Here is a 15,418-nt window from a genome sequence, read left to right on the forward strand (position 1 = left end):
AAAATGTAGTGAAGACAAGGAGCAGCCCAAGCGTAAACGGCTGTCGCCGTCCTATGGCGGCAACAGCTATCGTTTCGCGGTGACATATAAGCACAGTAATAAGCAGCAAATTTCATACTGTCTTATATGTGAACCTGAATTCGCCTGCTCCTTATCCGGCTTGCTATTTCAATACGGCTACCGCCGCGTCCATCTGATCAAGGAACTGCTCAGGCGTTATTTGCTTGCCGAACAGCTGCTGGTGCGCCTCAATCACCTTCGTCTTGAACTCCTCCGTTCCTTTATCGAGCACCGGGGTGCCGCTGGAGGAAGAGATCGAGCTGAATATCGAGACCAGTTCCTTCTGAAGCGATGTCTCCGTGCCGGTGAGGAACGCTTCGAATTGCTGCGCCGGCGTACCTGCGCCTGTCTGCCATACTTGCTTCGCCCAGTTCTCGGGCTTGAAGAAATATTTCAGGAAAGCGACTGCCGCTTCCGGATGCTTGGATGCGCTCGATACGGAATAACCGCCGCCGAACCACGCCGCTACATCGGATGCTTTGCCTTTGTCGGATGCCGGGTAAGGAATAGCGCCCACGTTATTGCGGAAATCTTCCGGGAAGTTCTCGTCAAGCGCGAGGCCCGCTTCCCAGTTGCCCATGATGTACATCGCGGCTTGGCCTTGGCCGAACAGGTTGCGGGACGTGCCGTAGTCTGCCGTCAGGAAGCCGTCGGCAAGCGCCTTATTCTCCGCCAGCGCAAGCAAATCTTGTGCCGCGGTCAGGAAGTCTGCATCGCCTGCGAACTTGCCAGTGCCTTCAAGAACTTGGTCGATCTTGTTGAAATCGCCCGTTGCGCGCTGAGCCGCATATTCGAACCAGATCGGCAGCGACCAGCCCTCCATCGCGTTCGTCGTGATCGGATTGATGCCTTTCGCCTTGAATTGCTTCGATACTTCGATCAGCTCTTCTTTCGTTGTCGGCGGGTTAAGGCCGTTATCCGCGAACAGCTTCTTATTGTAGTAGATGACCAGGAAGTCCGTGCTTCTTGGCAATCCGTACAGCTTGCCGCCTTGCGAGAAGCCGTCGGTAGCGCCCGCTACAAAGTTGTTTTCCGTAAAATCGCCAGGGTTCAGCTCAAGCAGCATGTTGCTGTCGATGAGCGGCTTGATGAAGGAGGACTGACCCCAAGATTGAATAATATCTGGCAACGCATCCGTCGAAGCGTACACTTTCACCTTCGCTTTGTAGGGCTCATCTTGCAGCGCCTCTACTTCGATCTTCACGTTCGGGTTTTCTTTCATATAGGCATCGATAATGTCTTGTTCGATCTTGCCTGAACCGCTTGCGCGATCGGCAAGCGCCGTGAAGAACTTCAGCGTAATTTGTTCCGGCTCCGGCTCTTTGGCCTCTTCGGTAGCCGCCGGCTTGTCGGTCGCTTTCGGAACGTTCGTGCTCTTGTCATTGCCTTCGTTGTTTTCTTTGCCTGAGCTGCAAGCCGCCATCGTGAACACGAGAATAACGGCTGCGAATACGAGCAGTAATCTTTTCATCCAAACCCCACCTTCATTTGTTTGACCAGGCATGCCCTGTTCTGCACTCATTATATCGTGTTAAGTTTCGGCAAAATATGCTTCATAATTTAGAAGAGATGCTTCATTTTTTGGATGATTGGAAAAAACCGCCGCATGAAGGAAAATTGTTGCTATACTGATTTTACTCTTACATTTCTATTAAAAAAGGTGAAGCGTATGAAGCTACTATCTCCCTCCCTGCGAAATATGCCGCTGCAGCGCAAGCTGCTGGCGCTCGTCATCCCGCTGCTGATCGTTACCGTCGGCATTACAGGCTTCTACTCGTATACGATCGCCTCCGGCGAGGTTGTCGATAAGATTCGACAAGCCCAGATGAGTATGGCACTCAAGACGAAGGACCAGCTCGATTTCGTAGCCAACAACACGCTAAGCTTCGCGAACTACCTGTTCCTCAATCCGACCGTGCAGGGCATGGTCATGAACGGCGACACGCCGCAACGGCGCGACCTGGTCTACAAGAGCCTGCTGCCGCTTATGGTAACGGGCGAGACGATACAATCGCTCATCTTGTACCCCGTACCCGGCGACGATTCCAATGGACAGCCGTTCACCATTACGCAGACCGGCATTGCAAGCGCCATTAGCTTGCCATCCTTCCAGCTGACCTCCTACTACGAACGACTGAACGCATCGAAGAGCAAAGTGATATGGGATATGCTGATCCCCTCCGACAATATATTAACGGGCGACAACCATTACAAGCTTGTCCTCATAAAGAACTTCAAGAGCTTCTACGACTATAAGCAAAACGGCGTGCTCATCCTCGGCCTCGACGCCGATAAGCTCAGCCGAAGTCTGTTCCACGACAAAGGTTACGGCCAAAACGATGGCGATGGCGCGCAGTTCATCGTGAACGAGCGGGGGATCGTGCTCGCCGCCACCGATATATCGTGGATCGGCAAGCCGATTACGAGTCTGCCTCTCGTCAAGCAGGAGCTTAGCGTCGATATCGAGGCGGGCTTGGCGCTGGACGCGCTGAAGCGGAATGACAGCTTCATCGTATCGGACTCTTATTCCGAGGTGACCGGCTGGCATACGGTCGTCATACAGGACCGCAGCACGCTCGTCGCCGAGCTGAACCATATCGGATCGGCCACTGTAACGATCATGGCGATCGTGAGCATCATCGCGATATTGCTTTCCTGGGTGATCGCCCGCGTTGTAACGAATCCGATGAAGAAGCTGATGCATTCGATGAAAGCGCTGCAAATCGGCGACTTCTCTCAGCGAGTCAGCTTCACCGGCAATGATGAGATCGGCCGGCTCGGCTACTTGTATAATTCAATGGTCAGCCAGATCAAGATGCTTATCGACGATGTATACGCATCAAGCCTTAAGCAGCGGGAAGCGGAGCTGAAGGCGCTGCAATCGCAGATCAACCCGCATTTTCTATACAACACTTTGAATCTAATTAACTGGAGCGCCGTTCAGAAGGGCGATAACGAAATTTCGGAGATGGTCGTATCGCTGTCGCAGGTGTTCCGGCTAAGCCTTAACAGCGGCAACGAATACGCCCTGCTGGAGCAGGAGATGGAGCTTGTCCGCCATTATTTGTTCCTGCAGAAAAAAAGGTATACGAGCCGCTTCAGCTTCGAAATCGAGATGGATCCTATTGTCGCCAAACTGCAAATGCCCAAGCTGCTGCTGCAGCCGCTCGTCGAGAATGCCATTATTCATGGCATTGAGCCTTCGGAAGGCAACGGCATCATCTATGTTCGGGCGTATGCCGAGCAAGAATGGGCTGTTCTTGAGGTGACGGACAACGGGCCCGGCATGCCGGAGGAGCAAGTGAAGATGCTGCTTGGCAAAGGGGGCATGCCGCTCCGCAACAGCAACACGGTCGTCTCGCATTCGGGGATGGCGTTGTCCAATATTAAGGAGCGGCTTGCATTGTTCTATGAGCAGTCGGTATTCGATATCGAGAGCAGAGAAGGCATCGGCACGAGAGTACAAGTTCGAATTAAACAGGGGGTCGACGGACATGTCGCTTAAAATGATCGTGGCGGAGGATGAACAGTCGTTCCGCGAAGGAATCGTTCGTTTAATTGATTGGCAGCTCTACGGCATCGAGATTTCGGGCGAAGCGGCGAATGGCCGCGAAGCGCTGGATATGATTATTTCCGATCCGCCCGACCTCCTGCTGACCGATATACGGATGCCATATTTGAATGGGCTTGATCTTATTCGCGAGGCGCGGGCGACCGGCGCCCAGTTCCATACGGTGCTGCTTACCGGCTACAACGAATTCGAATACGCGAAGGAAGCGATCAAGCTTGGCGTTTCCGACTACTTGCTCAAGCCTTGCATGCCGGCAGATATTATACGCGTAATTCTTGATGTGAAGGGCAAGATCGAGGCGATGGAATCGAGCGGCAACGAGGTGAAGGCGCTCAACCGGACGTGGAAACGGAATGTTCATCTGCTCAAAAATCAAATTCTGTCCCAATGGGTTCAACAGCCGCTAATGCCGCTTGAGAACCGCTCCATTGCTATGCAAGAGGTATCCCTTTCTCTCGACAATGGACCCATCCAGATCGGCATGCTCCAAATCGATTCGGGCGGCAGCTCGCGAGCGTTCGAGACGATGCAGGATCTGGAGCTCATTCGTTACGCCATGCTGAATATTGCCGGCGAATCGTTAGCTCCTCTATATGGCGGCAAGATTGAAGTATTCCGCCATGACGATGAGATGTTATGGATCGGCAGCTGCGGCCCTGACATGCCTGCGTGGCAGGTTGAGCAGTCGTTGCGCACGCTGCAAGCGAATCTGGAAGCTTTCTTGAAGCTGTCCATCTCTTTGTCGCTTAGCTCTATCCAAGCTTCTGCCGACTATGCGCACACCGGCTATCAACAAGCGTTGTCTGCGATGGAGGGACGGTTCTACCAAGGCAAGGGCGGCATCTATCTGTATAACGAATCGCCGGAACAGTCGACGTCGCGGACGTCCATTCTCGACGATGCTTACTTGCACCGAATGGAGAAGGAGCTGCTCACCCTCCTGCAGAACGAACAATACGGCGCTGCGGTCGACGTAATCGAAGCCATTTTCGGCTACATTAGGGACAATACGCGCTATACGAAAGCAGATGTGGTGTTGCGGGCGACAGGCCTCATACTGGAGCTGCAGAAGTTCGCCCAAGAGCGAAGCGCCCCGTCGATCGAATGGCAAGATAGTGTGGTAAATGGCGTAGACAGCATTCCGAGGATGGAGACTTTGGAGGAGTGCGCGGCGATTCTGCAGAAGATCGTCCAAAGCATCGTCGAAGCCGTCTCCAAGCAGAAGACGGTTCATCGCACCGTGCAAGCGACGATTGAGCTTATAAAAGCGAGGTACAATACGAACTTGACACTGGAGCTCGCCGCGAAGGAGACGTTCGTCAGCAACAGCTACTTAAGCTCGCTGTTCAAGCAAGAGCTCGGGGTCGGCTTCCTCGATTACTTGCATCAGTTCCGCGTCGAGAAATCGAAGGAGCTGCTCCGCGAGAGCTACAAAATATACGCCGTCGCCAAGCTCGTCGGCTATCAGGAGGAGCGCCACTTCAGCTCCACCTTCAAGAAGTGGACCGGGCTGACGCCACGGCAGTATCAGAAAAACTACGCCTCGAAGCAGGCGTAGAATCGGTCCGCCCGTACGCCTGCCGTTAGGAATTCCAGCATCGCTATTTTGCCGAATCCCCTCAATCTGGATCAGTTGCGAATCTAGGACACCTTATTTCCATCAATTCAACGAAAAAAGCGCTATTTTGCACAAATAGCGCTCCTACGATTCCCAACTAATTTAACTTTTTAATAACAATAGAGGCATTTACGTTTATTTGCGTACCTCCGGCTAGAGGCTGAAGAGTAACTCCGGCAGTTGAAGTGTGATTTCGCAGCGTAATAAAATCACCGGCCGACATAGCGACTATCACCTGACCGCTGCTTAGCTGAGTGCCGGCACCCGAACCATATACGGTTCCAGCAACGGGCGCGTTATTTAAAAATATCGTAAATTGGTTTGGTTGTTGACCCGACGCGGAAAAAGTAACCTCATAGTGGCCCGTCTCACTAACCGAAATCTGAGTCGTTCCTGGGGTATGCGTGATGCCTGGCGTAAGAATACCATTAGTATCAAAAATAATATCCTCTTCTAACGCAACGACTCGAGAAGTTAGGTTATAAATATACCCGTACTGTGAAACTCCACCTGCCGCACCGGTGGCACCAGTCGCACCGGTAGCTCCAGTAGCTCCAGTGCCGCCTACAGCACCTGCAGCGCCTACCGCGCCTGCTGAACCTACTGCGCCCGCAGTCCCTACACTGCCCGCCGATCCAACTTCTCCAGCTGGGCCGACCGACCCTGCAGAACCTACACTGCCTGCCGATCCTACCGAGCCTGCCGAGCCTACACTACCAGCACTATTAATATTCCGTATTACACGAATAATTCTCTTTCTGATGATGATTTTTTTGCAACAATCTTTTCTTTTCCGCTTGCACTTTTTCTTTGTCCCTTTAGGTTCCATAGATGGCCAGACAAGCGTATCCACTTTTATACAACTACTTTTTCTCTTAGGCTTATTACATCCCAATGCACACACCTCCACTTTGATTTACTGTATAGTACTCTAATGGTGTGCTGGAGGCATGGACATTTATCTCAAATCGGATAGACGGCTATCTATTTATTCGAAAAATAGGTATATACTAGCATCAGAAAGGTATATATATCGTTCTTGAATTATGGTCAGATATAGATTAATAGAATTTACCTACTAACTATTAGACCTTGGAGCAGAAACCGCCACTATAATTAATACTGTCTGTTCCTCAGATCTTTGTCGTCGAACCAAATTTGGATGAGCTCTACTTTATCAGCGCCGCTCAGTGAAATGACGTATTCGCCATTGTGATATAATCCCTCCGTCAAATGCTTATAGCCTTGCGACAACAGCATCTCGATCGCAGCCTTCCTATCATCTCCAATGTTGATGCCGTACACGGCATAGGCTGGTTCCCAAAAGGCAATGGAGCTCACTTGGCCATAAAGATCATTGTCCTTGTCTCCGGAAAAACCGATGCGAATGCCTTTGTCCTCATAGGTCCGAAGATATCCGCCGAAGCCTTCCACAAAATCGCCTTCACCGAACAAAGCGATTATTTTCTCCTCGGTTTGAGCTAATTGCACACTCGCAGCGGATAGGTTCTCATTTAGATGAGTGAGAGTTTCAACCTGCCTCCCCTTTTGCAGCAACAGCCACGTGAGAAGAGCTGCGCATAGTACCGCCGCAATGATGCCAATCCATACGAATTTCCGAGTTCGGGATACCACGATTTCATCACCTCATCTAATCATTTTCGAGAACCGCTGCGGTTCACTTCACATTCCATTCATGTCCCTATTCTAAGTATCCTATAACATCAAGGCCCTGTGCCTGCGCTAGCTACGTACCAGAAGATGCCCGTTTTTTTCAAATAAACCGCTCCAAGCTCGTCGCCTGTTGCCCTGTTCATGTAGCCGTCCACACTATATAAATACCCATACTGCGGATCCACCCTGCTCGTCGTCGAAATATCCGCCTTCAAGCTATTAATCGGCTGCAAACTCTCCAAAATATGTCTTCTAATCGTCCATTCCGGCGATAAGAAGCTTGCCGCCCATAATAGAACGATAACAGCAGCAATAACGATCCCGACCGTTCTTTTCCTCATAATCATGAAGCACTACTCCCCTTTTCATGGCGCGGATAGATTGAATATCTGAATAAAATATAGTAAATTACAAGTAATAAGTGAAGTAAGAGGTGCGTAAACATGGCTATCCAAGAGCTCGAAGAAGCAACTTTATTAGATCGAATCCAACAAAACGGCGGCCAGACTGGCGTCTTTTTATTCACGCCGTTATGCGGCACCTGTATGGTCGGAGAGCGAATGCTCGAAATTGCCGAAGCGACAGGCGTCAAGACCCCGCTCTACAAAATAAACATTAACTATGCGCCTAAGCTGCGCGACCAATGGCAAATCGCAAGCGTCCCTTGCCTCGTCGTGCTAGAGGGCGGCTCCCCTGTACGCAAGGAATATGCGATGCAATCCGCTCAGCATCTGTATTCGATTCTTCGCTAACATGCCTTAATCATAACCCCCTTTAACCTCCGGCAGCGCCTTGTACTCATCCTTCCCTTCTACGATCGCGATAACCTTCTGCACCATCTTCGTCATCGCCTCGTTATCTTCGCCGCTGTTGCATTCCGACCATTCATAATGCCTCTCGCCGCCATTAATACGAACGGTTAAGTTGTAGCTGGCATGAGGCTTCACGTCGCATGCGGCCGACAGCTTCTTCTCTTCCAAATAATTAGCAAGAACCATTTCCTTGTAGATGAGACCGCGTTCTTCACTCGTAAGCGTGAAGTCGGATAGCTCCGCTACCTCTCCATTCTGAAGATCCTTGACGAGCTTATGCTCTGCCGTATGGATCTCGTTCTTCTCCGTTATGCCGTGCAGTAACGTGAATTCGAACAAATCCTGCTCCGAGACGTTATAGTCTAGCGTCAGCACGTCAATTTCGTCGCTTTCACCCTTGCAGCCGGTTAATGTATATCGAAGATCGACTTCCGACTCGCGCTTCTCGAAGCCTTTGCAATCGTATACCTTCACGAGCGGAGAGCCGAACTTGTCTTCGCTCGTATCGTAACGAAGCTGGAAGCCGCTTTTGCTATATTTCAAATCATAAAAGATAGGGTCTCCTTCGATCGTGTAATGCACGATCCGCTGCATGCCCTCATTCCCATCCGTGAACGAATCAAGCTTCTCCCAATTGCTGACTCTGTTATGCATCGCAATAACATCATTCGATTCATTGATATCGTAATCTTCTCTCCACTCTGAGCTAGTATTCGTACCGGGGACCTGCTTCTGATCGTTACTGCCGCATGCTGCAAGCAGCATACACATCATAAGCGCTACAATCACCGTTTTCCATTTCCCCATATCTGGTTCTCCCCCATCTTTCATTATTAGGCTAGACGAGGCTAGGCGGATAATTGTTACATAAAGTTACGTGCGACAGAAGTGACTATTTGCAAAAAGAAAAGAGACAACCTGTATTTTCACTTTATTTGGCAGGTTGCCTCTAATGCGTATTTTGGATTTAAGGTTTCTTCGTTGCGGTTGGTTTTCTCGTTGTACCTTGATTGGCGTCCGGAATAAGCTTCTTTGTTGACTTCGAATCCGGTTTATTGGTAACCGAGGGCTTCACGGCAGGTTTTTTGGTAGCGCTAGGCTTGGCAGTTGGTTTAATCTTCTTCTTTGGATCATCATTATCATCATCATCATTATTATTATCGTCATTAGTGCCGTTATCATTCTCATTGCTAGTTACTTGGGTTGGCGCTTCAGTAGACATAGGATTATTCGTTGAATCCGTTCCCGCCAAACCGTTTTTTGTATTTAGCAATGGTACGGCAGTCGTGGCAGCAGGGCTAGCGTTCGGCGCATTCTCGCTTAATTGGCTTCTAATCTTTTGCTCTACTTCATCGGGCATATTTCCCGTACAGCCGATCAATGAAATAAGAAAAATGAACATACTAATTAAAAAATACTTTTTGTATCGCCTATCCTTACTGCGCTCGAAATTATTAAACGAGACACTTAAACCAAGCACCAAAAAGATAATAAATGAAATCGTTGTAACCGCTAAGAATACAATAAAGCCAACCAAACTAGATCCCCCTCTTGAATAATGAATTGCTGCAGCTCTCATTTAAACGTCACCGATTCGGTTGTGTTTCATATTTTTGGAATTTTTTTGCGAATGAGCCAATACTCGTTCTTGGCATACTGCTTAGCTTACTGTTACTCTTAACAAGTATTCGCAACTATTTTCACGATTTCTGAATATTGGTCATATAAAATTAACTCCAAATAACAAACAAAAGGGGAGCCCCGACTATGTCTGAAACATACGCAACACAGCTTGACCGCTCCTATATCGTTAACCAGCTGGAGGCGCTGCTGCGCATTCCGAGTCCGAGCGGCTTCTGCATGGACATTATGAAATACGTACAAGAAGAGATCGGAAGGCTCGGTTATGCGCTCGAAATGACGCCAAAAGGCAATGCAATCATTACACTGCCTGGACCGGGCAACGAACGAGTCATCGGCTTATCCGCCCATGTCGATACGCTTGGGGCTATGGTTCGCTCCATCAAGCCGAACGGCATGATCCGCTTCACGCCTGTTGGAGGATACAACATGCATACCGTTGAGGGCGAGTACTGTCTGGTTCACACCCGTGACGGCCGTACATACGAAGGAACGGTATTGTCTTCCAAAACTTCCGTTCATGTGTACACCGATGCGCGCGATTGGAAACGCGAGGAAGCGAATATGGAGATTCGGATCGACGAAGCCGTGAAATCCAAGGAAGATACCGATAAGCTGGGCATCGCCGCCGGCGATTTCATTTCGTGGGATCCTCGAACGCGCGTATTGCCTAACGGCTGGATTAAGTCGCGCCATCTCGATGATAAAGCTAGCGTAGCTGCGTTATTCGGCTTGCTGGAATGGCTGAAACGGACCGGCCAGACTCCGGCTCATACGCTCAAGCTCATCCTGTCCACCTATGAGGAGGTTGGGCACGGCAGCTCCCACATTCCGAGCGACATTACGGAAATGATCGCCGTCGATATGGGGGCGATCGGCGACGATCTAACCACGACGGAGCTGGATGTATCAATCTGCGCCAAAGACTCCTCCGGCCCATACGATTATAATATGACGAGCCGTCTGATTGAGCTGGCGAAGCGCGAGCAGATTCCGTACGCCGTCGACATCTATCCGCACTACGGCTCGGACGCTTCCGCTGCGCTGCGCGGAGGAAGCAATATCCGTGCCGCTCTCATCGGTCCAGGCGTTCATGCCTCGCACGGCATGGAACGGACACATGCCGAAGCGGTCGTTAATACGGCAGCGCTGCTGCTTGCTTATGTGATGGAATCGGAATAGAAGATATAACACCGCTGACAGCAACATACGCTCTGCATCATTCGTTTATAAATGGAATAAATTATGCGATCGAATGAGGGAGTGGCTATCATGGAGCTGCGCAGGCGGCGAATCATTTGGACCGTATGTATCGGTATTCCGGTGCTTACGGTCATCCTTTATCTTTATATGGCAGCCGATGCTAAGCCCGAGCGCGAGGCGGTCATACCTGCAGTAACACCTCTTGTCTCGGCACAACCAATTGCTGACGCAGCACCGGACTGGTCTCCTCCCTCAGAACCGTTTGATCCCGATACGGCAGAGCCGCTTGTGCTCTGGAAGAAGGATCATAGCAGCATTTACGTACAGAACTCGCACCTCAATTACTCATCGGACGGAGTAGACGAGCGAGTCCTCTATACATGGGAACATTCTCTCCCCACACAAGCATGGGTTAGCGGTAATGCCCTGCTAATTGGCACTCAGCTTATCGACAGCAGTTCCGAGCAAGAAGGACATCGCGGTGCATGGATCTCGGTGCAAACGCAGCCTACGCCCGCTGTTACCGAGCTGGACAACATTTATTTTGGACCGCAACAGGTGCTAGCCATCACAGCCGCCAATGAACCCAGCCTATTTCTCGTCATGGCGCGCAATGGCATATCCAACTTTTCCGAGTACATCGTCGCCCCCTCACATAAAGAATGGATCCCCAACAACAGCCCGAGAACGTTCACTCCGGATCCGAAAGAGCCCGGATCTGATAATCAACTGCGCTATTTCAAAAACGAGCATACCTTTCATTTACCTGGAGGTCCTGACGTTTACACCTTTTCCGACGAGTACAGCAGCCTGCTTTATATCCAACCTTATCTCTTTGTGTGGCGCTTTACGGACTATAGCTTAATCGACGTAAAGCAAATGTTGTCTTCAGAAGGACAAACAAGTCGGTTAGTCGGCCGGTTCAACAATGAGGCTGGCGATGAGGCCATATCCATTCTCAACGAATCATTCGCCTATATGCCTTATGAACCGAGGCTATGGGAAGGAGAGTGGCAGGATCTGAACAGCTACGCGTTCACCCGAATTACTCCCGAGCAGATTGAAGTGATTGCTTACAAAGAAGATGCGCCTTTCGACACTAACATACCGACGTATAGTCATTTTCCAACGACAGAAGGACGATTGACAGCTGTGAAAGGAACGCTTGCGGAGTACGACGTGCAAGGAGTAACCAAATATATTTCCTTATATGATCTCGTTAATACGAAGGATACGTCTGCCAGTCATCTATGGTCTTCTCCCTTGAAAGGTTTCGTCGTCAAGAAGGAAGAGCGTCCCGCTTATATTCCCCCATACTTCAGCTACGAGATTCCCGAATGGAGCTATCAGGATTACAATACGAATGATTCAATTCCTCAAGAGCTGCTTAACGAAATTGGCGAAGTAAGAATAGAAGGAGATTATGGTTATGCGAAAGTATTCCGCAAGTATGGATCCCAGTGGTTTGCGTTATACGATCGTTATTTCTATGAATATACGGACGGGCAGCTGTACGAGCTTGGAGAGCTTCCAATCACGGTTAAAGTTATGATCGGGGAGGCGGCAGGCGGGCTAGGAGCGATGGACTTCGTTCGTTGGAGGGACGCTTGGTTTATCGCGGATACGGAAGGCTCACGCGTCATCAAGCTGAATGACAAGCTGGAGGTAGAAGCCGAGTTCGCCGTTCATAACCCTTACCAGCTAACCGCTGACGGCGATCAATTGCATATTGCATCGGTCGCGGGTCAATTAACGGTTGACTCGCAGTTTAAGCTTCTGAATACGAAACAGCTGCCATTCGAATCCACGGCAAACAAGAAAAAAGCGATGTTCGAAGGGTTCATGCCGCAACAATTGTACGTGGATACGACATCTGGACTTACTTGGTATTACTTGGGAGGTTTCCTCTATCAATACGATGCCAAGAAACAGAGGTCACGTTCCCTTTATACAGGCTACACGGTCAACATGCGAGCACATGTTAAGATCATCCCTTACAAGGACGAGATGGTTGTTCTGCTTGACCATCGGCTGGAGCGGTTCGATCGACAGGGCAATTGGCTAAGCACGCTGGCCTATCCTCGTTCCACTCCCGACGGCATTTATGATACGACGACACAGGGGGAAAGCACCTTGATCGTCGATGAATCGTCGGAACTGTATTATCTCGTTCAAGGCTATCGGATATTGGCGATCGATTTGGCTCGTAATGAGGTGAATACGGTGTTCCGCCAAAACTATGCGGATATAGGGTCGCTCATCAGGCACGGAAACAGTATCTACTTCCTCCTATACGGCGACTTGCTTGATATTTATAACCAACGCACGCAACAGTTTCCGAATGAGATGCCTTACACCGAAATCGTAAAGATTGATATGCCAACCCAGACAATCAGCCGTTCGGTCGTTGATGGCTACTATAGCACCTTCGATATGGAGGGCAACGCCGGCGACGAGCCTTCTTTCGTTTTAACAAGCTATAATTAATCAAACGGAGCCCTAAAAACAAAGAAACCCAACGCTCGAAAGAACGTTGGGTTTCTTGACAATCTGATAAGAACTGACGCAGGTCTTATTATTGTTCCGATTGTTTCACAACCGCTCTAATTCGAAGCAGCGCGACCAAGATGATGATGAACGCTGTTAGCGCAAGCATCGGTATCGTAATAAAGCCGAACCAGTTGAGATAGTCGCCCTTGCACGAAACCGGACCGCATGCACTAAGCGCCGAATCATGCGGCAGTTTCTGCAAAATCATGTGGTACAATGAGAAACCTCCGCCGATCGCGACGAGAGGCAGTGCATACGACACGATGCCTTTATCCCCCTTGGCATACGCCACTATGAACAGCAGCGTCAGCGGATACATGAATATGCGTTGGAACCAGCATAAGCTGCAAGGTACAAAATGTTGAACCTCGCTGAAATACAAGCTTCCCGACGTAGCTAATACGGCAACTGCCCAAGCGGTAAACAGCCAAAACGATACCTTCTTCTCCTGCTCTTCCGTCAAGCCAAGCCCTCCTTGCTCTTTAAACGAACTCTCTCTTATTTTCGCTTAAAAAGCCGCTTCCGCACATGACTCGATCGAGCTATCCGCAGCAGTAGAAGACATCGTTCCGCCTCATCTTGGCTTCTCTTTTATTTTGAGACGACGGGGAGCGTAAATTCCAGATCCTTCAAGTATTGCTTCTCCCTTGTGTTCTCCTGCTTGTAAGGCTTTACGATAAGCGTCTTCGGCAATTCCTTGAACGGCTCGAACATTAGAACGTTCAGATACGTGTTCTCGGCTGCCCCAGGGGTAGAAGTTCCGCCTAGCAGTGTTGCGACCTCTCCTCTTTCATTCACGATGTCGTAGTTCATGTAATCGCCGATCGGCTCCATCTCTTGGCCTGCCTTGAAGTGCAGCAAAACCTCAAGCTGCATCGTGGCTTCCGTCATTTCCAGCTTACTTATGCTCATATCATAATCGCCTTGCGTCTTCGCTTCCTCAGAGGCAAGCACGATATATTGATTCGTCGTCCTCTCAACAGGGAAGGTCAGCTTGAATTCTTGATTAATCGTCGCATCCTGAATCTTAACCTCGAATTCGAAACGCTCTGGCAAATCGAATGCCGATGACCCGGTTGCTCCTACGTCCGGCTGTATCGTTAGAATGGAGGAATGATGATACGCAATATCAGAGGCCAGGTGACGCGAGACGGCCAGTTTTACACCATTCGCGCGAACCTCGATGACATCGCTTGGCGTTTCGTCTTTTTTCAAAGCAGCAATATACACATCCCTCGATTTGTCCACCCACTTCTTAAGCGGCGGGTTCTTGCCGTCACTCGTCTCTCTCGTCAGCACCATCGAAATTCGAGTACCGTCGTACATCATATCCGATATCGTGAACGTCACACCCTCATGGGTTACGCTCGTATTCACATTCTGAATCATCCCTTGCTCGGCCACCGTCTTCAGCCCGGCATCGCCTGCCTGACCGAACAATCCGCCGATAAGCGGCAGCTGGTTAAGCGCGCTCGCCATCATCGGCGACACGAATCCTGAACCTATGAGGCAAATAATAACCGCCGCCGCGGCTGCAATAGCAATACTTCCTCTGCCTATGCGGCTTCTCTTTTGAACCGGGGCTGTCTCCCGCTGCAGCATTTTGTCCAATATGGCCGCTTCCGCTTGGTCACTATTAGCGCGGAGATAAGCCGGTTTTGCCTGACGAATACGACTCTCCAAATTCACCGCTATCACCTCTTCTTAATCGATTCTCTAATTGTTTCCGTCCTCTTGCCAGCCGCGTCTTCGCCGCTCCCTCACCGATTGCAAGAGCATAGGCAATTTCTTTGACAGACATCTCCTCAAAATAATACAAAATAATCGGTATCCGGAATTTGTCTGCCAAGCCCATAATGCCTGCGTACACTTCCTTATCTCTGCTGCGCTGCATGTACACGTCCTCCGTGCTGGCGATACTTATCTCCGGAACATGCTCAGCCAGCTTCTCCCGCTTCTGATTCCGGATCGTGTTCAGACATTGATTAATGACGATTCGAACGAGCCATGGGTACGGCCGATCCATATCCTTCAATTGCCGTACTTTGAGATAAGCATTTACGAATGCCTCCTGCACGACATCCTCCGCTCTGCTCCGATCCCGCACATACGTATAGGCTACATAGCAGAGCCGATCGTAATATTGCTCCATCCATTCCTTTAATTGCTTATCAATCTCCAACTGTCTCTCACCCTCTTCCCTACTACAATGACACATGAGAACGGAAATGGTTTCATCAAAAAAATTAGGGTAACGCACCAGTACCATAAAAAGTTGGAACTATCCGT

14 protein-coding genes are annotated in these 15,418 nt (G+C 49.9%); 5 read left to right on the forward strand and 9 right to left on the reverse strand.

What is annotated here, in order from left to right; all coding sequences use genetic code 11:
* Positions 1 to 163: 163 nt before the first annotated feature.
* Positions 164 to 1,531: an ABC transporter substrate-binding protein gene (locus AC1DF0_RS02030; protein WP_477572908.1), complete on the reverse strand. Its 1,368-nt coding sequence runs from the start codon at positions 1,529 to 1,531 to the stop codon at positions 164 to 166.
* Positions 1,532 to 1,729: 198 nt separating this feature from the next.
* Between AC1DF0_RS02030 and AC1DF0_RS02035 the strand changes: the two genes are divergently transcribed.
* Together AC1DF0_RS02035 and AC1DF0_RS02040 are read left to right on the forward strand one after the other, a co-directional pair.
* On the forward strand, positions 1,730 to 3,565 hold the full coding sequence (locus tag AC1DF0_RS02035; RefSeq protein WP_477572909.1) for a sensor histidine kinase: 1,836 nt from the start codon (positions 1,730 to 1,732) through the stop codon (positions 3,563 to 3,565).
* Entirely contained in the window at positions 3,555 to 5,189 is a 1,635-nt protein-coding gene (locus AC1DF0_RS02040; protein ID WP_477572910.1) for a response regulator transcription factor, read from the forward strand. Before AC1DF0_RS02035 ends, AC1DF0_RS02040 begins: the two co-directional genes overlap by 11 nt.
* Positions 5,190 to 5,346: 157 nt before the next feature.
* Here the strand turns inward: AC1DF0_RS02040 and AC1DF0_RS02045 are convergent, their stop codons facing one another.
* The 3 genes from AC1DF0_RS02045 to AC1DF0_RS02055 all read right to left on the reverse strand — a co-directional run bounded on the left by AC1DF0_RS02045 (position 5,347) and on the right by AC1DF0_RS02055 (position 7,270).
* Positions 5,347 to 6,144 (reverse strand): BclA C-terminal domain-containing protein, encoded by a 798-nt coding sequence (locus AC1DF0_RS02045; RefSeq protein ID WP_477572911.1) that lies wholly within the window; start codon positions 6,142 to 6,144, stop codon positions 5,347 to 5,349.
* Between the two features lie 221 nt (positions 6,145 to 6,365).
* Complete coding sequence (locus AC1DF0_RS02050; protein WP_477572912.1) at positions 6,366 to 6,884, reverse strand: hypothetical protein; 519 nt, start codon at positions 6,882 to 6,884, stop codon at positions 6,366 to 6,368.
* Positions 6,885 to 6,973: 89 nt separating this feature from the next.
* Positions 6,974 to 7,270, reverse strand: a complete 297-nt coding sequence (locus AC1DF0_RS02055) for a hypothetical protein (protein ID WP_477572913.1) — start codon at positions 7,268 to 7,270, stop codon at positions 6,974 to 6,976.
* A 96-nt stretch (positions 7,271 to 7,366) separates the two neighbouring features.
* Between AC1DF0_RS02055 and AC1DF0_RS02060 the strand changes: the two genes are divergently transcribed.
* The gene (locus AC1DF0_RS02060) at positions 7,367 to 7,675 is read left to right on the forward strand and encodes a thioredoxin family protein (RefSeq protein ID WP_442048737.1); all 309 of its coding nucleotides are present in this window, start codon (positions 7,367 to 7,369) and stop codon (positions 7,673 to 7,675) included.
* 6 nt (positions 7,676 to 7,681) lie between these two features.
* On the opposite strand, the gene AC1DF0_RS02065 is transcribed toward AC1DF0_RS02060, so the two are convergent.
* Positions 7,682 to 8,542 (reverse strand): DUF4362 domain-containing protein, encoded by an 861-nt coding sequence (locus AC1DF0_RS02065; RefSeq protein ID WP_442048738.1) that lies wholly within the window; start codon positions 8,540 to 8,542, stop codon positions 7,682 to 7,684.
* Between the two features lie 160 nt (positions 8,543 to 8,702).
* Positions 8,703 to 9,314, reverse strand: a complete 612-nt coding sequence (locus AC1DF0_RS02070; protein WP_442048739.1) for a hypothetical protein — start codon at positions 9,312 to 9,314, stop codon at positions 8,703 to 8,705.
* 188 nt (positions 9,315 to 9,502) lie between these two features.
* Here AC1DF0_RS02070 and AC1DF0_RS02075 point away from each other — a divergent pair, with 188 nt between their 5' ends.
* Both AC1DF0_RS02075 and AC1DF0_RS02080 read left to right on the forward strand, forming a co-directional pair.
* A complete protein-coding gene (locus AC1DF0_RS02075) occupies positions 9,503 to 10,558 on the forward strand; it encodes a M42 family metallopeptidase (RefSeq protein ID WP_477572914.1) in 1,056 nt (351 codons plus the stop codon).
* Positions 10,559 to 10,648: 90 nt separating this feature from the next.
* Entirely contained in the window at positions 10,649 to 13,066 is a 2,418-nt protein-coding gene (locus AC1DF0_RS02080) for a hypothetical protein (RefSeq protein WP_477572915.1), read from the forward strand.
* Positions 13,067 to 13,154: 88 nt separating this feature from the next.
* Here the strand turns inward: AC1DF0_RS02080 and AC1DF0_RS02085 are convergent, their stop codons facing one another.
* The 3 genes from AC1DF0_RS02085 to AC1DF0_RS02095 all read right to left on the reverse strand — a co-directional run bounded on the left by AC1DF0_RS02085 (position 13,155) and on the right by AC1DF0_RS02095 (position 15,311).
* Complete coding sequence (locus AC1DF0_RS02085) at positions 13,155 to 13,592, reverse strand: disulfide oxidoreductase (RefSeq protein ID WP_442048742.1); 438 nt, start codon at positions 13,590 to 13,592, stop codon at positions 13,155 to 13,157.
* A gap of 128 nt (positions 13,593 to 13,720) precedes the next feature.
* Positions 13,721 to 14,818 carry a DUF4179 domain-containing protein gene (locus AC1DF0_RS02090; protein WP_477572916.1) on the reverse strand — a complete coding sequence of 366 codons (1,098 nt, stop codon included), beginning with the start codon at positions 14,816 to 14,818 and terminating at the stop codon, positions 13,721 to 13,723.
* Entirely contained in the window at positions 14,766 to 15,311 is a 546-nt protein-coding gene (locus tag AC1DF0_RS02095; protein ID WP_477572917.1) for an RNA polymerase sigma factor, read from the reverse strand. The genes AC1DF0_RS02090 and AC1DF0_RS02095 overlap by 53 nt, the downstream gene beginning before the upstream one ends.
* Positions 15,312 to 15,418: the final 107 nt, after the last annotated feature.

It is taken from the genome of Paenibacillus sp. 05T425 (assembly GCF_056396205.1).